The sequence below is a fragment of the Methylotuvimicrobium sp. KM1 genome (assembly GCF_044788715.1).
Classification (GTDB): Bacteria; Pseudomonadota; Gammaproteobacteria; order Methylococcales; family Methylomonadaceae; genus Methylotuvimicrobium.
In genome coordinates, this window is sequence record NZ_CP173170.1 from 3,390,673 (window position 1) to 3,415,018 (window position 24,346).

The 24,346-nt window shown below is 48.8% G+C and carries 20 protein-coding genes; 15 read left to right on the forward strand and 5 right to left on the reverse strand.

Translation table 11 applies throughout. The features are described from left to right. The first annotated feature begins 351 nt into the window (after positions 1–351). On the forward strand, positions 352–1,998 hold the full coding sequence (locus tag ACINK7_RS14620; protein ID WP_404356272.1) for a patatin-like phospholipase family protein: 1,647 nt from the start codon (positions 352–354) through the stop codon (positions 1,996–1,998). A 302-nt stretch (positions 1,999–2,300) separates the two neighbouring features. Here ACINK7_RS14620 and ACINK7_RS14625 read toward each other — a convergent pair whose 3' ends face one another. Continuing rightward, positions 2,301–3,311: a hypothetical protein gene (locus ACINK7_RS14625; RefSeq protein WP_404356273.1), complete on the reverse strand. Its 1,011-nt coding sequence runs from the start codon at positions 3,309–3,311 to the stop codon at positions 2,301–2,303. Positions 3,312–3,552: 241 nt separating this feature from the next. After that, the gene (locus tag ACINK7_RS14630) at positions 3,553–3,843 is read right to left on the reverse strand and encodes a hypothetical protein (protein WP_404356275.1); all 291 of its coding nucleotides are present in this window, start codon (positions 3,841–3,843) and stop codon (positions 3,553–3,555) included. 134 nt (positions 3,844–3,977) lie between these two features. On the opposite strand from ACINK7_RS14630, the gene ACINK7_RS14635 reads away from it, so the two are divergent. Next, positions 3,978–4,172 (forward strand): hypothetical protein, encoded by a 195-nt coding sequence (locus ACINK7_RS14635; RefSeq protein ID WP_404356277.1) that lies wholly within the window; start codon positions 3,978–3,980, stop codon positions 4,170–4,172. A 58-nt stretch (positions 4,173–4,230) separates the two neighbouring features. Here ACINK7_RS14635 and ACINK7_RS14640 read toward each other — a convergent pair whose 3' ends face one another. Further along, a complete protein-coding gene (locus tag ACINK7_RS14640; protein ID WP_404356279.1) occupies positions 4,231–4,353 on the reverse strand; it encodes a hypothetical protein in 123 nt (40 codons plus the stop codon). Between the two features lie 141 nt (positions 4,354–4,494). Next, positions 4,495–4,857: a TraU family protein gene (locus tag ACINK7_RS14645; RefSeq protein ID WP_404356281.1), complete on the reverse strand. Its 363-nt coding sequence runs from the start codon at positions 4,855–4,857 to the stop codon at positions 4,495–4,497. Positions 4,858–5,499: 642 nt separating this feature from the next. Here ACINK7_RS14645 and ACINK7_RS14650 point away from each other — a divergent pair. The 11 genes from ACINK7_RS14650 to ACINK7_RS14700 all read left to right on the forward strand — a co-directional run bounded on the left by ACINK7_RS14650 (position 5,500) and on the right by ACINK7_RS14700 (position 21,414). Beyond that, positions 5,500–6,150: a carbonic anhydrase gene (locus ACINK7_RS14650; protein ID WP_404356283.1), complete on the forward strand. Its 651-nt coding sequence runs from the start codon at positions 5,500–5,502 to the stop codon at positions 6,148–6,150. A 223-nt stretch (positions 6,151–6,373) separates the two neighbouring features. Beyond that, positions 6,374–7,267 (forward strand): universal stress protein, encoded by an 894-nt coding sequence (locus tag ACINK7_RS14655; RefSeq protein WP_404356285.1) that lies wholly within the window; start codon positions 6,374–6,376, stop codon positions 7,265–7,267. Between the two features lie 72 nt (positions 7,268–7,339). Beyond that, a complete protein-coding gene (locus ACINK7_RS14660) occupies positions 7,340–8,917 on the forward strand; it encodes a SulP family inorganic anion transporter (protein WP_404356287.1) in 1,578 nt (525 codons plus the stop codon). Positions 8,918–9,777: 860 nt separating this feature from the next. Continuing rightward, entirely contained in the window at positions 9,778–12,519 is a 2,742-nt protein-coding gene (locus ACINK7_RS14665) for a cation-transporting P-type ATPase (protein ID WP_404356289.1), read from the forward strand. A gap of 644 nt (positions 12,520–13,163) precedes the next feature. Beyond that, positions 13,164–14,120: a beta-ribofuranosylaminobenzene 5'-phosphate synthase family protein gene (locus ACINK7_RS14670; protein ID WP_404356291.1), complete on the forward strand. Its 957-nt coding sequence runs from the start codon at positions 13,164–13,166 to the stop codon at positions 14,118–14,120. Positions 14,121–14,220: 100 nt separating this feature from the next. Continuing rightward, on the forward strand, positions 14,221–15,288 hold the full coding sequence (locus ACINK7_RS14675; RefSeq protein ID WP_404356293.1) for an ATP-grasp domain-containing protein: 1,068 nt from the start codon (positions 14,221–14,223) through the stop codon (positions 15,286–15,288). A 14-nt stretch (positions 15,289–15,302) separates the two neighbouring features. Next, positions 15,303–16,286 (forward strand): methenyltetrahydromethanopterin cyclohydrolase, encoded by a 984-nt coding sequence (gene mch, locus ACINK7_RS14680; RefSeq protein ID WP_404356295.1) that lies wholly within the window; start codon positions 15,303–15,305, stop codon positions 16,284–16,286. Between the two features lie 12 nt (positions 16,287–16,298). After that, the gene (locus ACINK7_RS14685) at positions 16,299–17,219 is read left to right on the forward strand and encodes a RimK family alpha-L-glutamate ligase (protein ID WP_404356297.1); all 921 of its coding nucleotides are present in this window, start codon (positions 16,299–16,301) and stop codon (positions 17,217–17,219) included. After that, the gene (locus tag ACINK7_RS14690; RefSeq protein ID WP_404356298.1) at positions 17,216–18,076 is read left to right on the forward strand and encodes a triphosphoribosyl-dephospho-CoA synthase; all 861 of its coding nucleotides are present in this window, start codon (positions 17,216–17,218) and stop codon (positions 18,074–18,076) included. The genes ACINK7_RS14685 and ACINK7_RS14690 overlap by 4 nt, the downstream gene beginning before the upstream one ends. A gap of 80 nt (positions 18,077–18,156) precedes the next feature. Next, the gene (gene fae / locus ACINK7_RS14695) at positions 18,157–18,666 is read left to right on the forward strand and encodes a formaldehyde-activating enzyme (RefSeq protein WP_014148886.1); all 510 of its coding nucleotides are present in this window, start codon (positions 18,157–18,159) and stop codon (positions 18,664–18,666) included. 327 nt (positions 18,667–18,993) lie between these two features. Next, positions 18,994–21,414, forward strand: a complete 2,421-nt coding sequence (locus ACINK7_RS14700) for a penicillin acylase family protein (protein ID WP_404356300.1) — start codon at positions 18,994–18,996, stop codon at positions 21,412–21,414. A gap of 54 nt (positions 21,415–21,468) precedes the next feature. Here the strand turns inward: ACINK7_RS14700 and ACINK7_RS14705 are convergent, their stop codons facing one another. Further along, positions 21,469–22,167 (reverse strand): HisA/HisF-related TIM barrel protein, encoded by a 699-nt coding sequence (locus tag ACINK7_RS14705; RefSeq protein WP_404356302.1) that lies wholly within the window; start codon positions 22,165–22,167, stop codon positions 21,469–21,471. A 56-nt stretch (positions 22,168–22,223) separates the two neighbouring features. Here ACINK7_RS14705 and ACINK7_RS14710 point away from each other — a divergent pair, with 56 nt between their 5' ends. After that, complete coding sequence (locus ACINK7_RS14710; protein ID WP_404356304.1) at positions 22,224–23,234, forward strand: ATP-grasp domain-containing protein; 1,011 nt, start codon at positions 22,224–22,226, stop codon at positions 23,232–23,234. Next, positions 23,224–24,273: a hydantoinase/oxoprolinase family protein gene (locus ACINK7_RS14715; RefSeq protein WP_404356306.1), complete on the forward strand. Its 1,050-nt coding sequence runs from the start codon at positions 23,224–23,226 to the stop codon at positions 24,271–24,273. The genes ACINK7_RS14710 and ACINK7_RS14715 overlap by 11 nt, the downstream gene beginning before the upstream one ends. Positions 24,274–24,346 lie beyond the last annotated feature (73 nt).

Genomic DNA, 24,346 nt, shown 5'->3' on the forward strand with positions numbered 1-24,346 from the left:
AGCCTCTGTCGAGCCCCGCCGGCGCACCCTTAGGCACTGTCGAAATTTAAAGTACGAAAGGTCCTTCCTGTTGATTATTTAACCTTATCATCATGTAAATAAAGGGTGACCCGAGGACTTTAATATTTAAAAAGCGGACACCGTTACTTAGCGATAGGTTTATTCAGCGGATTGCTGTTGATTTTGCCTTAGACTATTGACTTCTAAAAGGTGTAAGAGTACATCCTTGAAATACTAACGGCAAAGCTAATCGCCATGGAGAGGCAAAATTATTTCAGAATTAATAAGCTAAAGCTTTGCGATAGTGAGTACTGAAACACTACAATTATTTTAATTCATGGGGAAGCGGCAATGACAAATGATTCCGGCAAACAAGAAAACTATGAAGCAGGACAATGGTGCAAGTCGATCGGTTTGGCTTTGTCCGGCGGTGGTTACCGTGCGGCGGCTTTTCATTTGGGAGCCTTGGATTATCTCGAGCATATCGGCTTACAAGATAAGATTTGTAAAATTTCAACAGTGTCGGGCGGGACGTTTACAGGAGTCAAATATGCATTGTCTCAGGTCGAAGGACAAACCTTTCCTGAATTTTTTAGTGAGTATTACTATTTTTTAAACAATACCGATTTGCTGCGGCTCGGTCTGGAAAAATTGGCCGAAAACCGGTTCGGCGGGAAAGTAGAGCGCAAGGATATGATCACAGCGATGGCTCAGGTCTATGCCGAAACGTTTTTGCAAAAAGCCGACGGAGCTCCTTATTTATTTGGAGATATTCTAAACAGCAATATCGCATTAGGCGATACTGTTTTCAATGCAACCGAATTCCGTCACGGCCTGGCCTTCCGTTTTCAGCGTCGAACCAATCCGAAAGCCTTTATCGGCAATTACAAAATCAGAATCAACAAAAATGATGCAGCGAAAATTCGCATGGCCGATATCGTCGCGGCATCGTCCTGTTTTCCAGGCGGCTTCGAGCCGATGGCCTTTCCGGACGATTTCGTCTGGCCGGACGGGCATGTTCCCGAGACATTGCGACAACAGTTTGTAAATGGTCCGATTGCATTAATGGATGGCGGCATTTACGACAATCAAGGGCTTCAAAGCTTGTTATTGGCGGATGTTCGCAACAGCTTTGACAACGAAGATTTGTCGATGTTTATTATTTCGGATGTCGATCAACAAAGTGCCGATCTTTATCGGTATCCGAAAAGGGAAAAAAATCGGAAAGGCCTTACCTTGAATACATTGGCTGGTTTAAGCATCGTCTTTATTGTCTTGTTGACGATTAGTTTGTCGATGTTGTTAATCAATCTTTTTGTGCAAGGTTTTAGTTGGTATAACTTTTTTCTATTTGTGCTGCCGGCAGGCTTGGTTGCGGTTGCAACCTATGCCTTGCTTTGGCTGAGGGGGCGGATTGCGGACGAATTGGACAAAATTCCCATGGTTGGGCGTGCCGCATGGAAAGATATCAAACATCTCAGCGTCGACGAGATCGAGGATATGATCAGTCTGAGAATCGGATCGCTATTTGCGATGGCCGGCTCGGTCTTTATGAAACGGTTGCGAGGTCTCGTTTACGGGTTGGTATATGGCGATTTTAGAGCGCCGATCAATAAGATTCTCGATGAAATGTATGGTCTTCGCCGCATTTCGAACTTGATCGATCATCTTAAAACCGGTCGGAAATTTAACGAGGAGTTACTTAGAGCCGGTGTGTCTGAGCCTAGTGCCGAGCTTCAGCGAATTACCGATATTGCGGCCAATATGAAAACGACCTTATGGTTCGATAAGCCGGATCAATTGCAATCATTGGTCGCATCAGGACAAGCGACACTGTGTTATAACTTAATGAAGTTTATCGTGCGCAATTTTGGAGAGGATCCCGAGCAATTTCCAGATGATGCGCGAGTGTTTTGGGAACGCTTAAATGAGGATTGGCAGACGTTCAACGAAACGCCATTATTATTGGTGGAGAAGCGGCTCGATGAGGCTTTGTAGTTTTTATCCTAACGATCATGAAGGTCTGGCCATCGCCCAGGCAAATGAAAATGCGAGGCGTGGCGGCCGACTGGTTACTTCCTATGCTCTTCGCAATTCCAATGAAGTGTACCTTCGGCACCAGTCCTTTACCCGCCGCTAAGAGAATATGTAAACCGTCTTTTTAGAACAACTGAAGTAGGACTTTAGCCCATAAAAATGTGCGGCCTTTCAAGCAACTCTCAGCCCTCATTACTCTTGTACTTTTTCAGCTCACTCATGGACAGTAATTACGCTGATAATCCATCGCCCCAATATTTTCGTCAAGACGCTCTTTTACGGCTAAAGGGGAAAAGCATGACAACACAGCTGGCCATTAACCAGAACGCAGCCGGCAAGGGTATAGGAGCGGTAAAAACAATATTATTCAGCAATGGGTCGTCGCCACCAAATGAATAACCTTCCGGCAGAAAAATACGGAGTTTTGCAGTATTTGAAAAGTCAACAGCGCCAGCGGAACTTAACACGGAAATATCAGTGGTCACGTCGGCATCGTTATTCTCGGCGTCCGGTTCCGGGCCGACGCTTCCGGCCACCACTGCGGATATGAGTAAAGAGTCGCCAATTTCCAACGGAAAAGTCAACCTGAGTACAGCGCTAAGATTATTTAGCTCGGCCGCCAAAATATTTGCGGATGATCCTTGGTAATCCTCTCTCTGACCACCTCCCAACGGGGAAACGGAGCTACCAAAAATTGTTTCAACCGGATTACTGACATCCTGTAAAACAGAAGAAATGAAGCTCAGGTTGGATTGAAAGATGCTTCCGGCCAAGGGTAAAACAGGATTGAATGTGGTTGCGGCCAAATCACTAAACAGCAACAGCGTCGGCGATCCATTATTGATTACAAAAGAGCCATGCACATCCAACTCAACGGTAATGTCTACGGTGGTAGGCGAAATAGGATTTACCGGCTCAACCAGAAATGTATCTAAAGTAAGGATTCCTGTAGCTCCTGCACCTTCAACATCGTTTAACGTAGGATAAACAAAATCTTGATCCAGTGCATATTCAGCATATCCGTAAATCTCGCCACGCATAGTATCGACTTGAACGCTGGTAACAGTGTTTAACGCGGTAGCTGCCGAAAAGACCGAATTCCGAGTTGGGTTAAAGTCGATAACGACTCCGTCTTCCACACTAACTGTTTCATCACCGCCTTGAGGAGTCACTGGCGAACGGGTAGCAGATCCTGCTGCAAAAACGTTAGTCGTAAATAAAGCGACGCAAAACAACGTCAATGATGTGGCCTTAGGTGATTTGATAGAAGGCATTTTGACTCCGCGATGTCAGTAAAATACAGAATGGCAAGGAAATTCAACAGCCTTTTCCTAATTATTTTAGAGGTCAATTTATACTCTAGCCTGTTCTGTTTATCAATACTGTTGACCGTTTACCGAGATGCCTGGAGATTTAGGTTCAACTATCGTGGGATTTTTAGGTTTAAATATGCATTTGAGACTTTATTTATAACCTGCTATACCGATAGCGCACATCCTTGTGCTATTCCCTTTCTTAGCGAATGTCGACCGAACCGGTGTTCGCGACCGAGTTGCGCCCTATCGCTTGCGTGTTGGTTAGCGTGTTTTTCGAGGCATTGATGACCGTGGACTTTTGGATTCTGGAACCGACCACGTTGATCGAGCCGGTGCTGGCGGCGCTGTTGCGGCCGATCGCCTGAGTATTGGTCAAAGTGTTTTTTGACGCGTTGATCAATGTGGATTTTTCGATTTTCGAGCCTTCGGCCATGGCTGTGCCGGCAACGACTGACATTAAAACGACTGCTGCAATAGATACTGTTTTCATGGTGGTTTCCCCTTGGTTTTTGTTGGTATGCTTCGTTCAAGCGTTTCGTTGAACTTGGGTACAGTATCCCGATTTCCGGAAGAAAAGGCGGTGATCGAATCACGCCGTTTGTGTGATTTATTCACCGGCGGCGAATGGTGAGGGCATCGTTTGTTGAATCCGCTAATCGTCCGGATGTCCCTGCGCTTGCCTTCGGTAACTTGGAGGGGCAACGCTGCCTCAGCGCATGGCGCATGACTGAAGCGCTGTTGCACAATCGCCGACAAACCACCGATGCCCCGACTCATATCGACCGACTCGACCGCCAGGCAATTGTTAGTGTCCAGTAACAGCAGCAGACCGACGATGGCAAACTATCGTTGTTCATAACGCCCTCCGTTCGCGTGTTTAATGAGTAATGACCGGTGTCGGAAACGGCACGAAATCGATGACGACCAACGCTCCGTCGTCGATTTTGCAACAGGTGTAAGGTCGCCACAAGGCATGGACGTTATCACCCGTCTTCCACACTCGGCCGCATCCCTAGCCTCCACTGCCATTAAGTTAAGGATTTTTCCGTTCGCCCTGAGCCTGTCGAAGGGTGAATGGAAAAGCCTGGGTCGATAAGTTAAGCCGTCCATGGTTCGACAGGCTCACCACGAACGGCTTAACTTAATGGCAGTGATCCCTAGCCTCGGAGGCCAGTGTATCGTTCTCGCCGAACACCAAACATTGCTCCGTTTTCGAGCAGGTGGGTTGCCACCAACCCTCTTCGTTGCTGTTTTCGATCAGACTGCCCGGCAACCAGGTCAGCTTATTGTCTTCGATGAAAACCGACTCGACCAAAATGCTCCGGTAAACATGCGGCTGACCGTTACGGGTGATTATATCGCCGACCCGTTGTGCAACGACGGCAGTGGCTTTCGGCTGCGAATGCTGGATGGTCCAGTCGGTTCGCGGATAAACATGACCCCATCGTAGTAGGCTATGCGGCGGTTCGGTGGCTTGCTTGTCAGGACGCCGTGAACCCAGCACCTAAATTCCATAGGTCATTGGCAATGATTCAAAATCATGGCTTATTTAGGTGCTGGATGAATTATCCAAGTTACTTAACTCTATCCAATGGGCTATGGAATTTAGGTGCTGAGCCTTAGAAATGAATACCCGACACCAAACAGCATACTCAAGTCGAATAGTTAAAACCCGGTTAAAAATAAACATCTTTAAATTGAAAGGATTCTGAAAGGTAGTATCGATACAATACCTTCTAAGCCAAACTACCGGTCCTCATTAGATCCGATTAGCGCATTTAGATGCGATTGGTTTGAACCAAACAAAATGTGTTTGTAACGATTCGGTTTTTTGCTGGACTGAACCTGACAAGTCTAGTTTATTGATTTAACAAAAAGCGAGTCACTGACCCATAAGTTCTTTTTCACAGTATCGACCTTTAAGAATTTAAGTGACCGGTGACCCTAGCCTTGGAATCTCTAAGAGCATGGACTCTCTGCTCTTTGCTTCGAACAAAACGAGACGAAAAGCAGTAAAGAGAAGATAAGGACTTTCTGTCTTGCCATTGTTAAGCCGATAAATCAATAAGCTATAGCATCCGGATTAAACAGCTCGAAGCGTTACAATCTTCAACTACAGTCAATTGCATACAGCAAGGCGGAAACTATGAAATCATTCGAAAAGCTGTTAATGGAAAACAAAAAATGGGCTTCTGACAAGCAAAAGATAGATCCCAATTTTTTTAAACATCTTGCAAATGAGCAAAAACCCGATTTCCTTTGGATAGGCTGTTCGGATAGCCGTGTTCCAGCGGAACTCATTGTGAATGCCGAACCCGGCGAAATGTTCATTCATCGCAACATTGCCAATCAAATGGTGGCAACAGACTTCAACTGCTTAAGCGTCTTGCAATATGCGGTAGCCGTGCTAAAAGTCAAACACATTATCGTTTGCGGTCATTACAACTGCGGAGGAGTGAAAGCCGCTCTCAATAATCAAAGCACCGACTTAGTATTGACTAATAAATGGTTAATGCATATCAAAAATGTTTACCGACTCCATCAAAAAGAGGTCAATGCGCTAGCAACCGAACAAGAGCGTATCGATCGATTGGTTGAATTAAATGTTATCGAACAGGTTAAAACACTGGCTTACACCTCCATTATTCAACAAGCCTGGCACGAAGAGAATCGTCCAATTATCCATGGCTGGGTCTACGGCCTTTCCGACGGCTTGTTGAAAACATTAATTTCTATGGAACCCGGACAAGAAATCGAACCAATATTCAAATATGATTATACTGAAGCGGCGGCTTAAATCGGACAATGCCTTTCTAAATACACTGGCCTGATGACGGCGCTAAACGAAACAAATCAAGCCGCTCGATCTAAGCTGCAGGTCCGACAATCCGGTCGAGAAATTCGGCAAGCGGACGGCGATTGCCCATACTTTACCGGTACAAGAACGAGGCAAAATCATTTTGAGTTTTTCCTCAGTTCAAATCAGCCAACCATCCGAATTATGCAAGAGCGAGAATTTCATGAACAATAGATTAAACCAATGCAACATCATCGTCCCCGTCGATTTCTCAGGCTATTGCCGGCGAGCATTTCCGGTCGCTCAGGAAATCGCACGGCTGTTCGACGGAAAGATTACGCCTTTCCATGCTTACGATTTGTATTCGGACCTGGATGGTTTCCATTATTTGAATGGAGACATGCGTTTACATGGCGAGCCCTTGTCCATCCAAAAAGAGTTGAGAGCCGCATTGACATCCTTTACCGGGGACAGCGTCGACCAAGCTTATTTGGCGGATTGCCTTGTCGAAGAAGATAATGATGCTCCTGACGCCATCGTCAAGGCATCGGGCCAATTTGATCTGGTGGTCATGAGCAGCCATGGTAGAAAAGGATTCTCTCGCATACTCTTAGGATCGGTAGCCGAAAAAGTATTACGCTTGACCCATCGTCCGGTAGTTATCGTCGAGGACGAAGCCGACTTAAGCCCGATTCGAAAAATCCTAGTCACCACGGACTTTTCTCAAAGCTCTTACGCCGCTTTTCCTTATGCTCAGGAAGTCGCACTCGCTGCCGGCGCCGAAGTACATTTGTTTCACTCGATAGCGAACGAACATCTCAATGCGGAGCAAATCGAAAACATCCGGTCCGAATGTCTGGAGAAATTACAAGATGCCGTCGAACGGTACATGCCGGCAATTGGCGACAAAGTAAACTGTATCGCCGTGCACGGTTCCGACTCGGCGCATCATGCAATTCGCAAGCATCTCACTGGGCAACATTATGACTTACTAATCATGGCGACAGTGGGAAAGACCGGCCTAAGTCACCTGTTAGGGATGGGTAGCACAACAGCCACACTGGTCAGAGCGGTAAAAACCACCATCATGGCGGTTAAACCCGACATCCAAGCTTGACCAGACACGATCGACCGTTATGGTCATTCGTCATAAGCGACTCACCAACCCGATTTAAGGAATCCAGCTAATATGATTCATAAACATATCGATTATTACATAAAGCATTTACATCATGACATTCCGTCCGGAATCGTCGTTTTTTTGGTGGCCTTGCCGCTCTGCTTAGGAGTCGCACTGGCTTCAGGCGCGCCCTTGTTTTCCGGCCTGATCGCAGGCATGGTCGGCGGTTTAGTGGTAGCCTGGCTAAGCGGTTCTCAGCTCAGCGTCTCCGGACCCGCTGCCGGCCTGACGGTGATCGTCTTCAACGCCATCGAAACCCTCGGGAGTTTTTCGGGCTTTTTGACCGCAGTCGTATTGGCCGGAGTCATTCAATTGATTTTGGGATTCTTGAGAGCCGGCGTTATCGGCGCCTATTTTCCGTCATCGGTTATCAAAGGCATGCTCGCGGCAATCGGTTTGATTCTGATTATGAAACAGATCCCCCATGCCATCGGCTACGATGCCAGTTTCGAAGGCGATGAAAGCTATATGCAGGAGACCGCGTTATCGACAGTCGAGCAGTTGGCCGAAGCGGTAAGTTCGATTTCGCCGGGCGCAACTATCGTCAGTGTCGTTGCCTTGTTGTTATTAGTCCTTTGGGAAAGCAATTTCATCAAACGTATCGCCTTCCTGAGATTGGTTCCGGGCGCCTTGTTGGCCGTTATTTGGGGTGTCGCCTATAACGCGGTCACCATGCGTGTGGCACCGGAATGGGCCATCGGCAGCAAACATTTGGTCTCGCTGCCGGTCACGGAAAGTCCAAAGGACTTTTTGCAATTGTTCAGCTTTCCCGATTTCAGTTTTCTAGCCAATCCTCAAATCTATACGGTCGCGTTCACGCTGGCCGTCATCGCCAGTTTGGAAACGCTGTTGAGCCTTGAAGCGGCCGACAAGATGGACCCATACAAACGCGTCGCACCGACCAATCGCGAATTAAAAGCGCAAGGGGTCGGCAACATGCTCAGCGGTTTGATCGGTGGCATTCCAATCACCGCGGTCATCGTACGCAGCGCGGCGAACATCAACGCCGGCGGCCAAACCAGAGTATCCTCATTCGTGCATGGCTTGGCATTGCTAGTCAGCGTGATGTTCTTTGCCAAATTTTTGAACGACATTCCGCTATCATGCCTGGCTGCGATATTGTTACAGACCGGCTATAAACTCGCGAAACCGAAGCTGTTTATCGAGTTTTTCCACAAAGGCTGGAATCAATTGATACCGTTCGTGATCACGATCGTTGCAATTTTATTGACCGATCTGTTGAAAGGTATCACAATCGGCATCGTCATCGGCTTGTATTATGTAATACGTGCAAACTATCATGCCTCGATTTCGATGACTCGATCCGAAGACCGCTATGTCTTGACGATGAACAAGGACGTGAGTTTTTTGAACCGCGCCTTGCTCAGAAAGTTTTTCAATCAAATCGAAGAAAATTGCACTCTCGTGATCGACGGTTCAAAAGCCCAATTCATCGATTACGATATTTTGGAAACGATTCACGACTTCATGTTGAGCGCCCAAGACAACAATATCATTGTCGAAACGATCGATCTCGAAGGCAAAGAAAAAATCAAAACTTTACCCGACTCTCGGGCAGCAACATAATCCAAGCCGTCGGGAAGCACCTCTTCGAGGTGCTTCCTTTTAGCATTCCTACCTCGCCGACAATCTCGATACCCGCTCAGTCCGTTCAAGCATTCGCCATTCATTCCCCGAAAGAACTCACTTCTCGCACCCAGAAATACTTAATATACTCCTCGCAGATCAACTTTCGACGTGGCTTAGAATTCGGTCATAAATAACTTCCCTAATTTTAATACAAGGTAAGCAGGTTCGGTTGCTCGATTGACAGGTGTCGGCGGCAGGGAGCCGCCGCCAAGCCCCCATGGATGGGTTTACGGCGTCCTGTCAAGCGAGTTACCGAACCCGCTACAAAACTCATAGCTCCAGGAAGTTATTTTTACGAAGTCCTTACCTATTGGAGTACACAGAGTTAAACCGGTGCCGAATTTTGATCTACGATTCATTCATTATATCCTTGTGACTCAGCAGTTGCCGATGAGCAAAAATCTACAAACGCCAGGGATGGCTTGAACCCAGGCGCATCAAGCTAAGCTACTAAATCGCTACCGACCTCTTCCTACGAGTCTAAACAACGAAGCCTAGAAGGAGCGCAGTGCAATCCGGGAAGCTCGGAGCCACGCCACCCCCGTATTCCGCTACGCTGCATATGGGCTACGTGCTTTAATAGCAACTTGGGAAAGAGCTAATGTAGGGCGGCCGTTTTTAGCTTGATGCTTATGTGGCGTACCCCCTCAACTTCTCAAGCTGAACGGAAAGGCAAAGTATAGACATAGTGCAACTTCTTTTTGTCAGTTAGGAGTAAGTTTCCTTTGCTATTGTCATTAGATTAAGCTGGCAATATAACTTTAGTTATTTTATATTTCAATTACTTAGGAAAATATATGCGCAAAATAACCGAACCGAGAAAACGAGTGCACTGGCACTCCCTGCTCGCCGATCAGGTCTTCGAAAAACTGCAAACCGACGGGAACGGTTTATCGGGCCGGCAGGCACAAAAGCGTATCGAGGAATATGGCGCAAATCGTTTACCTCCGCCCAAAACCCGCGGCCCGCTACTGCGCTTTTTTTCCCAATTTCACAACTTATTAATCTATGTCTTGATCGGTGCCGCAGTCGTCACGGCGCTACTGGATCATTGGATCGACACTTATGTGATCATCGCCGTCGTATTGGTTAATTCGATTATCGGCTTCGTGCAAGAAGGCAAGGCCGAAAAATCGCTCGAAGCCATTCGGCATATGTTAGCGCCGCGCGCGACGGCATTGCGCGACGGCAATCGAATTGGGATTCCAGCCGAAGAATTAGTTCCCGGCGATATCGTTATTCTCGAACCAGGCGATAAAGTTCCCGCCGACCTGCGCTTGATTTCGGCGAAGGGTCTGCAAATTCAAGAAGCCGTCCTGACCGGCGAATCGGTTGCTGTTGAAAAGACGATTAAACCGGTTGAAGTAAAAGCCGATTTGGGAGACCGCTTTTCAATGGCTTATTCGGGAACCATGGTTGCGGCAGGACACGGCAAAGCCATCGTCGTAGCGACCGGGGCCGATACAGAAATCGGCCGCATCAGCGGCATGATTTCCAGTATCGAGGAGTTGACGACCCCTCTACTTAAACAAATCGCGGTTTTTTCCCGCTGGCTGACCTTGGCGATCATTCTGATTGCCGCAAGCGTCTTTGCTTTCGGTTTTTATGCCCAGGGAACCGACCCTTCGGAAATGTTCATGACAGTAGTGGGCCTTGCTGTAGCGGCCATTCCTGAGGGTTTACCGGCGATCCTGACGGTAACATTGGCCATCGGCGTCCAGCGCATGGCCTCCCGCAATGCCATTATCCGCCGACTGCCGGCAGTCGAAACGCTCGGCGCCGTATCGATCATCTGTTCGGACAAAACCGGCACGCTAACGCGTAACGAAATGACCGTCAAATCGATCGTAACATCTTCCAAACTCTATGAAATCAGCGGAGTCGGCTATGAGCCTTCCGGCGATTTTTTCTCGGGCGGCGAACATGTCGAGTTAGACAAGCGCCCTATTCTGCAGCAAATCGTTAAATTCGGCACCTTGTGCAACGACTCATCCTTGCGCCAAAAAGACGATCAATGGATTATCGACGGCGACCCGATGGAAGGCGCCTTGTTGACCGTTGCGATGAAAGGCGGTTTCAACCCTGCCGACCTGCACAGCAACAATGCTCGTGGCGATGTGATTCCATTCGATGCCCAACACCGCTTCATGGCCACCTTGAATCACGACCACGAAAACCATCGATATATTATCGTAAAAGGCGCGCCGGAACGATTGATCGAACTATGCACTTTGCAACGTCAAAAAGACGGAGATGTCGCAATCAATCCTGCTTATTGGAACGGCTGGATCGATGAGGTCGCCTCACTCGGACAACGGGTTTTGGCCATCGCGTTTAAACCGGTCGAAGAAGGTAAAACCGAGCTTAATTTTTCGGACCTGGATGATGGATTGATTTTGTTGGGTCTTATCGGCTTAATCGATCCGCCTCGTGAAGAAGCGATACAAGCCGTCAAGGAATGCCGCGCGGCCGGTATCCGCGTTAAAATGATCACCGGCGATCACGCCGCGACGGCCCGCGCGATTGCCTCGCAATTACACCTTGAAAATCACGATGAAGTCATGACCGGCCAAGACCTGTCTTCGATCGACGACGATGAATTGATCGAAGTCGCCGCACGCGTCGACATCTTCGCCCGAACTTCGCCGGAACACAAATTGCGTCTGGTTACCGCAATGCAGGCCGGCGGCAACGTTATTGCCATGACCGGAGACGGAGTAAACGACGCGCCCGCCTTAAAACGAGCCGATGTTGGAATAGCGATGGGTAGAACCGGAACCGAAGCCGCCAAGGAAGCTTCGGAAATGGTGCTGGCGGACGACAATTTTGCATCGATCGCACGCGCAGTCCGCGAAGGCAGAACCGTCTACGATAATTTAAAAAAGTCCATTATCTTTTTACTACCGGTCAACGGCGGCGAGTCGATGAGCATCATCGCCGCGGTATTGACCGGCTTGACTTTGCCGATTACACCGCTTCAAATCCTTTGGGTCAACATGGTCAGCTCGGTCGCCTTGGCAATGGCGCTGGCATTCGAACCGTCCGAGCCTAGCGTCATGCAACGCCCGCCGAGACCTAAAAATGAAGCGATGTTGTCCGGCTTTTTATTGTGGCGCATCACCTTCGTTTCGCTGCTGTTTTTTTCCGGCATCTACGGCATTTTTCTTTGGAGCCAACTACATGGCTCGACGCTCGAAGAAGCCCGAACTTATGCGGTCAATACACTGGTTATGCTGGAAGTCTTTTATTTATTGAATGTACGTTACTTAAGCGGCTCTTCGCTATCCCTCAAACAATTATTTGGTTCCAAGGCTATTCTGATCGCGATTACAGTCGTCATTTCATTACAAGCCATATTTACATACGCGCCGTTCATGGAAGTCTTTTTCGACACGCGTCCGGTCGACTTCATCCATGGCATGGAAATCTTCGGAATCGGTCTGGCCTTATTTATGATCCTGGAATTGGAAAAAATGATAAGACGCTTGTTTTCAGCTTCTCGAAATAAAGACAAAGCCCAACCGAAATCTAAGCGCTAAACTACATCAGGCTAGCTGATCGAAAGAGCATCTATACCTTTCGCAGTTCAAATTTCGGCAGCGCCTAAGAAGGTACCGGGGTGCTCGGCGCCGAATTTTGATCTCCGATGAGTATAATAATCCGAAGGTATGGAGAGAAGGAGAGTGCTTGTCGAGGGTGCCGGCATCGTACTTTCACAGTAACGTTCATGAAGCCCTAGCTAGCCATCGCCCCGGCAAATGAAAGTTCTCTGGTGGCGGAGGGTGTGGTCACTCGCCCGACAGGACGCCGTGAACCCAGCACCTAAATTATCCAAGATAGTTAACCATAGTCAATGCACTATGGAATTCATCCAGCACCTAAATTAGCCATAATATTAAACATAGCCAATGGGCTATGGAATTTAGGTGCTGGGTGAATACGTCCGTGTAGGCTCGACGGCGGCTGTCGGTCGAGCAACCGCACCCTCTTCGGAACCGGCATTTTCTCTTCCGAGCTTCGTTTATCGAAAAATTAGATAATGAGTCTAAATCTACGAACTTTCACAGTAACCTTGATGAATATATTCAAACGGGGAATTGCTAAGATATCAGTTTCAACCCTCATTCTCTGCTGCGTTTGGGTATAATGCCCTTTTGTTTGCCATTAAATCAGATCATTGAAAGTGCAATACTCTAAAATTAGCGTGATAGCCCCTGCCCGTCTGCATATGGGCTTTATCGATTTAAGCGGCGCACTGGGACGTCACTTCGGCAGCATCGGCGTCGCGCTGAATGAAATCAACACTCGGTTGACCATCAGACCGGCCAATCATTTGACCGTAACCGGTAAGTCGGCTTCTCGAGCCGAAAAATGCGCGCGCAAACTCTGTATGGCACTCAATCTTCCCGATTCATTCAGCATCGAGGTCGAAGCGTCGATCCCGGAACATGTTGGATTAGGCTCCGGTACACAAATGTCGCTGGCGGTCGGCATGGGCTTGAACCATTATTTCGGCTTAGACCTGACGGTGCGCGATATCGCGCGTTTAACCGATAGAGGCATGCGCTCGGGTATCGGCATCGGTGTTTTTGAACGTGGCGGACTGGTTGTCGATGGCGGACGGGGCGAGCGCACAGTGACCCCCCCGGTATTAGCAAACATGCAAATTCCCGACGATTGGCGCTTTATTTTAGCGTTCGACAAGCGCGGACAAGGCTTGCATGGTAAACAAGAAGTTCAGGCTTTCGAAGCGCTGCCCCCATTTCCGCAACAAGAAGCGGCCCGGCTTTGTTATTTATTGATGATGCAAGGATTACCCGCCGTTGCCGAACACGATATTGTCAGATTCGGCGAAGTCGTTACGCAATTGCAGCGCTCGGTCGGCGAACATTTCGCGCCAGCACAGGGCGGTATTTTCACCAGTTCGGAGGTCGCCGAAGCCATGGCATGGCTGGAAGCGCAAGGTTGCGTCGCGATCGGCCAGACCTCATGGGGACCGACCGGCTTTTGCGCTTTGCAGGGGGCCGAACAAGCCGAAACACTGACCGAACAGACGCGCCGGCAATTTTCGCATCACCCGCATTTGAGTTTTATCACAGTCAGCGTCAGCAACGGCGGCGGCCAAGTATCGGCCGTCTAATTCGTTTATTGATGCCTGAAGCTGGCGCATACTCGCTTAAGCGATAGACTTTTAACATCATAAACTGCAATTTTTGAACCCCAGCATTAACAAACCTATTTTGATTATTGCGAACTCCGGCCGCATGCTGGCCGAGGCCGCCAGCCGGTCGGGGTTCAGACCTTGGGTAATCGATTTGTTTGCCGACCAAGATACCTTGAGTTTTTCCGAACGAGTATTTCGAATAGAAGCATTGGACGAACCCTTTCTGAAAGAAATTATTGCCGACTTCCGCTCCCTGCACCCGAAGTCTCCAGTAGTATATGGCAGTGGCCTCGAGCATTATCCCAAGGCGCTCGAGCTCATTACTCGTGAATGCGAATTAGTCGGCAACGATATAAAATCCGTTCGACAGCTTCAGCAAAAAAAAAGCTTTTTCGAGTTGCTCGATCATTTGGAGATAGACTATCCGCGCGTCGCCTTCACCAAACCTATGGAGGCAGAACAATGGTTGATCAAACCCGAAACCGGTGAAGGCGGTCTCGGTATTCGCCTGTTTCGAAACGGCATGCCGACCCAAGGAAATATGTACTGGCAAAAATATATCGAAGGGACGGCCGGCTCCGCTTTATTTCTTGCAGACGGAAGGAATATTCGAATTATCGGTTTCCATACGCAATGGTGCGAAAACCAATACGCCGACCAACCCTTCTTATTTGCCGGCGTCATCAATCGCTGCCCCCTGTCCGCCGAGCAAGCCGATATCATTCATTCGTGGATCGCCGCCATTGTGCGGGCAATCCCGCTTAAAGGTCTCAACACCCTCGATTTCATTATCCAAGGCGAACGGATTTATGTATTGGAGGTCAATCCCCGCCCATCGGCCAGCATGCAATTATATGATGCCGATTTATTCGGGGCGCATCTCAATGCCTGTCGGGGCATCTTAGACAATACGAACTTTACGCGTCATCAGGTTTGCGCTTATCGCATCGTTTACGCCGACCGAGACATCACTATTCCCGATGCCTTTAGTTGGCCGAAAGCCTGTCGGGATTTACCGATTGCCGGCTCGATAATTCGCAAAGGACAGCCTATATGCAGTATCATTGCCCGCGATATAAACGTTCGGAGCGTTCATCGACAATTGAACAAAATCCGGCAAATCATTATTCAATCATTCAATTAAAGGTGTTTTAGATCATGGAATCAAAAGCGAGCGTTAATAAACTGGCGCAGCCTCTGGTTAGAGAACTCATCGAAAATGCGGCTAAATTACGAGTCGGCGTAGAAAAATTGGCGAACGGTTGCACCATCATCGACGCCGGCATCGACATGCCGGGCGGCTTGGAAGCTGGCCGAATCATCGCCGAAATTTGTTTGGGTGGCATGGGCTCGGTCTCTATCTCACACAGTTGTTATACCGCGAATTGGCCGTTGACGGTCAATGTGCATACCGGCAATCCGGTCTTGGCCTGCCTTGGCAGCCAATACGCCGGTTGGAGTTTGTCGCATGAAAAATATTACGCGCTCGGTTCCGGTCCCGCTCGGGCGATGGCGGTTAAGATCAAGGATGGTCAACAAGAGCCCGTCGAAGAATTGTATAAAGAATTGGCTTATCGCGACAACGCAGAAAACACCGTTTTGGTGATCGAAAACGATGCGATACCGCCGATTGAAATCGTCGAAAAAGTAGCAAACGCTTGTCAAGTAGACCCTAGCAATTTGACAATCATCGTGACGCCCACCAGCAGCCTGGCCGGCGGTGTTCAAGTCGTTGCACGGGTTTTGGAAGTTGCGATGCACAAGGCGCATGCCTTGCATTTTCCGCTGGAAAACATCGTCGATGGTAGCGGCAGCGCGCCGATCTGCCCGCCGCATCCGGATTTCATCAAGGCGATGGGACGGACCAACGATGCAATATTGTTTGCGGGGCAAGTTCATATTTTCGTCAAAGGCAGCGACGAAGCGGCCGAGAAGCTCGCAAAAGAGCTGCCGAGTTCGACTTCGAAGGATTACGGCAAACCGTTCGCGCAAGTCTTCAAAGAATACGATTACGACTTTTTCAAAGTCGATGCAATGCTATTCAGCCCGGCAAGTGTAATCGTGACCGCAGTCGAATCCGGCAAGAGTTTCCGCGCCGGCAAACTTGACAATGCGTTGCTCGATCAATCGTTCGGCGCCTGAGGATTTCGACGCGTGGGTAGAATTGCCGTTTTCACAGACGATCCGGGTTGGCACGGCAAGGCATTGCGTCTTGCATTCGCCGCGCGCGGCTACTCGGCAGACTATGTATCGTTGACCGAGTGCCGCTTGAATCTGGTTTCGGAAGGACTTCCTGTTTCGATTCCGGGTTTCGAGCATGCCCTGCCCGACGCCGTGTTTGTACGCGGTGTACCGGGCGGCTCCCTCGAGGAAGTTGTATTTTATCTCGACATCCTACATGCGTTAAAGATCATCGGCGTTCCGGTGTACAACGACGCCGGGGCAATCGAACGCAGTGTCGACAAAGCTATGACCAGTTTCTTGCTTCGACAAAACGGTTTGCCGACGCCGCCGACCTGGGTCTTGCGCGACAGAAAAGAGGCTCTGGCAATCGCCGAACACGAGTTGGCGCAAGGCAATATGATCATCAGCAAGCCTTTGTTCGGCTCGCAAGGCGAAGGCGTCCGGCGCATCGAAAAAATGCTGGATTTGTTCTGGTTAACCGGCAGCCGCGGCATCTATTATTTGCAACGTTTTGTCGAATGTGACGGCGAAGGTTATTCCGATACGCGAGTATTCGTTATCAATGGGCGCGCGGTCGCCGCGATGCGTAGGAAAGGAACATTTTGGTTGAATAATGTTGCCAAAGGCGCCAGTTGCGAACGAGTCCAATTGGACTCCGAATTATCGGAATTAGCCATCAAGACAGCGGAAGTCGTCAAAATGGACTATGCCGGCGTCGATATCATTCGCGAAAAAAACGGCGATTACACCGTTATCGAGGTCAACAGTATTCCCGCATGGAAGGGCCTGCAAAGCGTTTGTAATATCAATATCGCCGAATTACTCGTCGAGGATTTACTGGACAGGCAAGTCGGCGATCATCGCCCCGAATTGCAAACGGTTGCTTCATGATGACTATCGAAACGCTTGAAGACTTGTATCGGCAAGCCTGCGAGATCGAATTACAGGCTTTTAAGCCAGGCAACGTCAGTGTTCATGCCGACGGGCATGACATGACCGTCGATGATTTTAGAGTCAGTGCAAAGGTCAGCGCGCCGCATATCGCAAATCCAAATTACTCGCTTGGCAAAAAAATTTATTATGCGATCAAGGCCACGCGCGATAAGGTCGGCTGTAATACCAACCTTGGCATTGTTTTATTATGCGCACCTCTGCTTCAAGCCGCATTTTTACGAAAACCGAATTCGACGCTAAGACAAGCTTTACACGAGGTATTAAACAATACATCAATAGACGATGCCGATTGGGTCTTCAAAGCGATCGTTTTAGCATCCCCGGGCGGTTTAGGACAATCATCCGAACAAGACGTTTCAGAGCGGCCGGCTGTCAATTTGACCGAAGCGATGCGAATCGCGGCCGATAAGGATCGCATCGCGTTACAGTACTGCTCGGATTATAAAGATATTTTTGATTTCGGAGTTTTAAGGTATAATTCTCGGCTAACTCGATGGGCTGATGCTAATTGGGCGGCTGTAGCAGTCTATGTCGGGTTGCTGAGCCTTTATCCCGATAGTCATATCGAGCGGAAATACGGCGATCGCTTTACGCTTTCGGTGGCCTCCAAAATGGCCATGGTTAACCAAGCGCTGCAAGATTCCGATAATCCGGATCAAATCGAACCTTTACTGCGCAGGATTGACGCGGAATTTAAATCCGAAGGCATCAATCCGGGTACGACGGCCGATTTAACGGTAGCGACGATTTTAACGGTATTTCTGGAGGATCAAATTAGCAATTCGAGTTGCTAATGGGTCTTCAAAACGGATTTACATTTAGTAAATAAATTAATTCTCACTGTTCATATTATTCTTCAAAGGAGACAACTAGCATGGCTAAAATCAACAACCTGCGCGTAGGCGAATCATTGGTAGGTGACGGCAACGAAGTTGCGCACATCGACTTGATCATCGGCCCACGCGGTTCGGCTGCCGAAACCGCTTTCGCTAACTGCTTGACCAACAACAAAGACGGTTTCTCCAGCTTGTTGGCTGTTGTTGCACCTAACCTGATGGTTAAACCTGCAACTGTTATGTTCAACAAAGTAACCATCAAAGGTTCGAAACAAGCCGTTCAAATGTTCGGCCCTGCGCAACGCGGCGTAGCCATGGCTGTTGCGGATTCAGTTGAAAACGGCACCATTCCTGCCGATGAAGCTGACAACCTGTTTATTTCTGTTGGTGTTTTCATTCACTGGATGGCTGAAGACGACGCAAAAATCCAACAATACAACTACGAAGCGACTAAAGAAGCTATCGAACGCGCTGTTGCCGGCTCTCCAACAGCTCAAGAAGTTGTTGCTGCTAAAGCCACTGCAACACACCCATTCGCTGCCAACTAAAATTTAGCTTGGCATAGAATGACTAAAAACCCCGGCTAGCCCGGGGTTTTTTTTGCCTAAAAGAAATTGGATAGCGGTTAACAGTGAGTAGTAAGCGGCAGAATCAGGGCTTTTATCCTAGACTTGGCAGATATATATCTTTCACACTTCAAATTTCGGCAGTGCCTGAAGAATAGCGCAGTGCTGCCGACATCCTCGCCAAACACACCCCAAACCTTCAATGAAGCTTAACTATTTTCAATAAGATAAGTTATAAAGAATGAAGCCGTATTTCAGTTGGCTCGTTTTCAATGGAACATAAGCCCAACAAAAAAGAACTAACAGAACATGAAAAAAATAAGAAGCATCGTGCTTTATTTGACGGCATTCGCATCGCTGACAGTTCTGATAGGGCTAGGCGGTACCTATTGGTTACTGCAAGAATCGATGCCTAAACTAAACGGCGAAGTCGAATTAGCCGGCCTTGTCGAACCCGTTACAGTCGATTCCGATGAATTCGGAATACCGACCGTACATGCCGAAAATCGTCTCGACGCAATTCGGGCACTCGGCTATCTCAGTGCGCGCGACCGCTTATTTCAGATGGACTTGATGAGACGAAAAACCGCAGGGCGCCTAGCTGAAATATTCGGCGAGATAGCCGTCGACAGCGATACCAGAGCCCGAACGCTCGGCTTCAATCGAGTTGCCCAAAAAGCGATAACACAACTGCCGCAACGCCATAAGCGCCTCCTCGATGCCTATGCCGAAGGCGTCAACAGCTATATCGAGCAAGCCAATACCTTAACCTTTGAATTTAGCGTATTAAATTATCACCCCTCCCCTTGGCAAGCCGAAGACAGCATTCTGGTCATGCTCGGCATGTTCGATACGCTCACCGGTTGGGCCGAAAGAGAGGAACGCATGTTGACCGTGATGGAAAAAACGCTGCCTCCCGATCTACTTGCATTTTTGACGCCGGATACCGACCAGTTTACCGAGCACTTACAAGACTATCGCGAATCGTCGCGACCGGCTCGCCCCATTCCTTTAGCCTCGATGAAGGCGGCCCTTGATCAACATTCATCCGATGCCTTGAGAGTAGCCGGCGCCGTGCAATTACACGACACCCTGCCAGGATCTAATGCGTGGACCGTCAGCGGCAAGAAAACCCAGGATGGGCGTGCGATACTTGCCAACGATATGCACTTAGGCATTACCGTACCCAACTTATGGTATCGAATCGAAGTCTATTATACCGAAACGCATGCAAGCGGCGTGATGCTACCCGGTGTACCGATAATAATTGCCGGCAGCAACAAACATTTAGCTTGGGGGGCAACAAATCTTTCCGGTGATTTTCTCGATTTAGTCAGCCTTGAAATCAATCCTGAAAATTCGAATGAATATCGTGTTGACGGAGGCTGGCAACGGTTCGAGCAACGGCATGAAATCATCGCCGTAAAAGGAGGGGATTCTCGAGATATAACAGTCAAACAAACGGAGTGGGGCCCAGTTGCCTCCGAACCTCTGATGGATAACTTAGTAGCTGTCCGCTGGACCGCATTGGACCCCAAAGCTATTAACATCGAATTGATCGACTTGGAACAAAATCGAACACTGGAAGAAGCCATTCCGACGATCAACCAAAGCGGCGGGCCGCAATTGAATTTTTTACTGGCCGATAAGACAGGCCGAATCGCTTGGACGCTGATGGGACGCATACCTAAGCGGTACGGCAACGACGGCTCGGTAAGCCGCTCTTGGGCGGACGGTTCCGCGGGCTGGAACGGTTATTTGAATCCGGAGTCATTGCCCCGCACAATCGATCCGCCGGAAGGTATTTTAGTTTCGGCCAACGATCGTCGATTCAGCAAAGACTATCCTCATATCATCGGACGGCAGTTTGCCAACGGCTATCGAGCTTATCGGATTACTGAGCGGCTCGGACAAATCGAAATACTGAACGAACAAACGATGTTCGCATTGCAACTCGATAGTAAGAGCGAGTTTTATCAGTTTTACCAGCAATTGGCGTTATCGGTTCTGACACCGAAAAATTTCGAGCAAGAACCGGAATTAGCCGAATTGCGAGGCTACCTTCAGGCCTGGGACGGAAATGCGGATCGAGACAGCTTGGGGTTTGGGTTATTGGTGGAATTTCGCAAGCAATTGGCAAAATCGGTATTCGAGCCTTTTTTATCGGCATGTCGCAAATCGGATAGGAATTTCAACTACTCCTGGACCTACATCGACACACCATTACAACGGATTTTGACTGAAAAGCCGGTCGAACTGTTACCTGACCCGGCGCGTTTTCAAGACTGGGATGCATTCATTCTTAACCAATTAAAAGAAGGCTTCAGTCGACTTAAAAACCTACATCCCGAAGCGAGCTTTCCGGAACTAACTTGGGGGAAAATCAACCGAGCGCAATATCGCCATCCATTCTCAAGGGTATTGCCATGGGTCGGACGTTTCCTTGATATGCCGACGGACCCGTTATCGGGTTGCCCTTATTGCGTTCGAGTGGCCGGCCCCGATTTCGGCGCCAGCGAAAGGCTTGTGGTTTCTCCGCGTCATATAGATGAAGGAATACTGCACATGCCGGGCGGGCAATCGAGCCATCCTTTATCGCCCCACTATCGCGATCAACAAACATACTGGGTCGAAGGTTTGCCGATACCGCTTCAGGCAGGGAAAACCGAGCATCGATTGATTTTGCAGCCGCGAAGGGATGGTGAGCGGCTAGGGGTAAATAGTGAATAGTGAATAGTGAATGGCGTGATATCCGCTTGATACGTATGAAACAACTAATTTCAATTAATTTTCAAAGATCTGTTTAATGTCGTTCGCCGACAATGCGCCGGAATGTAAGGCGCTGGCTATCAAGACATCGTTCACGCCGATTTTTTGTAGCTCGAATAGATCTTGTTTGTGCCGGATACCGCCTGCGGCGATAATCCGTTTCTCAGGAAACTCTCGGCAATAATAGCTCAGCTTCGCGAAATCCGGGCCGAGCTCACTACCGACTTGCGCTAACGTCATGATAATAATAGCGTTCGGCCATAAATTAGGATTGTCAAAAATCAACGACGAGCCGAGCCGGCCGTTTGCCGAATAATCGAGCGAAAGCACAAAGTCTTCCGGCAATCGCTCGATATGCTCGACATCGTCATCGTTCAACGATTCGGAGCCGATAACCGGTAAATAATTCGTAAACCCTTGGTAATAGCGCTGGTCCGAATGATTTCCCGAGTCGACCCAAAACTGCCTATCCGGATAGCGGCTGAATACATCGAGTAAAAGGCTTTGATGAACCGATTCGCAAGCGGTAATAGCATTCAGATCGGCGATATAAAACACCTTAAAATCGTATAGCGACAAAAAGGCATCAATGACGCGATCGATATCCGGCTCTTTGCATAATGAGGAACGAACCGGCACATATTCGACCCGATTACCTTTGACGGCATGAACGACATAATGGTCTTTGAGATCAAGGACCGGAATGATTTGCATGTTACGAAACCAACCCTCTGCATTTTTAAGAAATAGTATGTATTATACTGTGTGTAATGAAAATACTCGTTTTTGAATATGTTACCGGCGGCGGCTTTAGCCGTGAATGCATTCCCGATACGCTCGCCGCGGAAGGCTTGTTGATGCTGAAGGCTTTATTGCAGGATTTATCGGAAATAGCCGATATCAAGTTGAGTGCAATGCTCGATATCCGGTTTGCCGACGCAATTTCGGAATATGCCGGAGCAATCGAAATTGTGACGATTGATGAGCATCAATCGGTACTCGAAATATTTCAAAAACAAGTCGAGCGTTGTGATGCGGTTTGGCCGGTAGCTCCCGAAATGAACAATATTCTGTTCGATTTGACCCGCATGATCGAACAACTTGGAAAAAGACTACTGTCCTCTTCGTCCGAAGCCGTCGCCATCACTTCGAATAAGCTCGAAACATTTCGTCATCTGATACAAGAACAAATCGAAACCGTACCATCGGAACCTTTCATTGCGCACGAATTCCAACCGATCGGACGACACGTCATCAAACCGATCGACGGCATGGGCTGCGAACGAACATTCCGAGTCGATGACGCCGAGGATTGGGCGCTCGTGAAGTCTCAACTCGGTGAAACACCCTACATTGTCCAGCCTTACATTGACGGAACGCCGGCTAGCTTGAGTTGTTTATTCAACCATGGCAAGGGATGGCTCTTGTGCCATAATATCCAACGAATTGAAATCAAGGACTGCCGATTTAAGTTGAACGCTTGCCGAGTCAACGAACCCGGCGTCAATGAAAACTATCAAGCCCTGGTCGACCGTGTCGCACATGCTTTGCCGGGCTTATCCGGTTATGCCGGAATCGATATCATCGAAACACCTAAATACATTGCGGTATTGGAAATCAATCCGCGTTTGACGACGTCTTACGCGGGGATACGAGAGGCCTTGGGAGTCAATGTCGCGGCAGAGGTTTTGCGAATGCCGCAAAACCAACCAAACGTGCCCCCCATCATCAATCGAAGCATTAATCTACTCATCGACGGAGACGAAACCTATGCAAACTAACATTATCGGCTGGGATATCGGCGGCGCCCATTTAAAAGCGGCGCTGATCAACGAATTGGGCGAAGCACTGGCAATCGTTCAACGCCCCTGCGCGTTATGGCAAGGCATCGAACAATTGCAACAAGCCGTACAAGCCGTTACCGCCGAACTGCCGGAAGGCCGATACCGGCATGCGATTACGATGACGGGGGAATTAGTCGATCATTTCGAGAGTCGAGAACAAGGCGTGCAACGCATCGTCGAAGCCATGTCGGTTTACTTTCCGGGCGATTCGCTGTGGATTTATGCCGGTTTGTCCGGATTCATTCGAGCCGGTTCGGTACTGCCCGAGCATAGCGAAAGCATCGCTTCGGCGAATTGGTTGGCTAGCGCATCGTTTGCCGCACGCAACATCGACAGCGGGTTATTTATCGATATCGGCAGCACCACAACCGATGTCATTGCGATGGCAAACGGAAAAATTAATGCCAAAGGTTTTACCGATTATAAGCGACTTATTTCCGAAGAATTAATTTATACCGGCGTCGTGCGCACGCCGGTAATGGCTATCGCACAAACAGCCTTATTCAAAGGCGTCAAAATCGGATTAATGGCCGAGTATTTCGCGACGATGGCCGATGTTTACCGCATAACCGGCGAACTGGACGAAGCCCATGATCAAAACGATACCGCCGATGGCGGCGAAAAAACCGTTACGGCCAGCGCCAGGCGTTTGTCGCGCATGATCGGGCATGAAGTCGAACACGAGTTGCCGGAATGCTGGCGCCATTTCGCGCTTTATCTCCGCAACCAACAATTGCACAAAATACAAATGAGCTGCGAAAGGCAAATATCCAGAATTCGTTTACCTTCAGATAAACCGTTTGTCGGCGCCGGCGTCGGCCGCTTTTTGGTCAAACAACTAGCCGCCAACTTAGGGCACCCCTATCTGGATTTCAACGATTTATTCGAACAGTCCTTAGTTTCCTCGCCAATGTCCGCCGCCGATTGCGCACCGGCCATCGCGGTAGCCTATTTAGCGTTGGCGCAATTCAAATAAGGGAAACAAGAGGATAAAATTCCCAACTTAGGGATCAAAAAGCGATGTGGTGGCTTGCTTGAAGTGGATACCC

Excerpts from the sequence above, each read along its gene's own strand:
- ACINK7_RS14705 (WP_404356302.1), bottom strand. The coding sequence starts at position 22,167 with ATGCAAATCATTCCGGTCCTTGATCTCAAAGACCATTATGTCGTTCAT.
- ACINK7_RS14650 (WP_404356283.1), top strand. The coding sequence starts at position 5,500 with ATGAAATCATTCGAAAAGCTGTTAATGGAAAACAAAAAATGGGCTTCT.
- ACINK7_RS14625 (WP_404356273.1), bottom strand. The coding sequence starts at position 3,311 with ATGCCTTCTATCAAATCACCTAAGGCCACATCATTGACGTTGTTTTGC.
- ACINK7_RS14715 (WP_404356306.1), top strand. The coding sequence starts at position 23,224 with ATGCAAACTAACATTATCGGCTGGGATATCGGCGGCGCCCATTTAAAA.
- ACINK7_RS14690 (WP_404356298.1), top strand. The coding sequence starts at position 17,216 with ATGATGACTATCGAAACGCTTGAAGACTTGTATCGGCAAGCCTGCGAG.
- ACINK7_RS14630 (WP_404356275.1), bottom strand. The coding sequence starts at position 3,843 with ATGAAAACAGTATCTATTGCAGCAGTCGTTTTAATGTCAGTCGTTGCC.
- ACINK7_RS14635 (WP_404356277.1), top strand. The coding sequence starts at position 3,978 with ATGGTGAGGGCATCGTTTGTTGAATCCGCTAATCGTCCGGATGTCCCT.
- fae (WP_014148886.1), top strand. The coding sequence starts at position 18,157 with ATGGCTAAAATCAACAACCTGCGCGTAGGCGAATCATTGGTAGGTGAC.
- ACINK7_RS14710 (WP_404356304.1), top strand. The coding sequence starts at position 22,224 with ATGAAAATACTCGTTTTTGAATATGTTACCGGCGGCGGCTTTAGCCGT.
- ACINK7_RS14620 (WP_404356272.1), top strand. The coding sequence starts at position 352 with ATGACAAATGATTCCGGCAAACAAGAAAACTATGAAGCAGGACAATGG.
- ACINK7_RS14700 (WP_404356300.1), top strand. The coding sequence starts at position 18,994 with ATGAAAAAAATAAGAAGCATCGTGCTTTATTTGACGGCATTCGCATCG.
- mch (WP_404356295.1), top strand. The coding sequence starts at position 15,303 with ATGGAATCAAAAGCGAGCGTTAATAAACTGGCGCAGCCTCTGGTTAGA.
- ACINK7_RS14655 (WP_404356285.1), top strand. The coding sequence starts at position 6,374 with ATGAACAATAGATTAAACCAATGCAACATCATCGTCCCCGTCGATTTC.
- ACINK7_RS14660 (WP_404356287.1), top strand. The coding sequence starts at position 7,340 with ATGATTCATAAACATATCGATTATTACATAAAGCATTTACATCATGAC.
- ACINK7_RS14665 (WP_404356289.1), top strand. The coding sequence starts at position 9,778 with ATGCGCAAAATAACCGAACCGAGAAAACGAGTGCACTGGCACTCCCTG.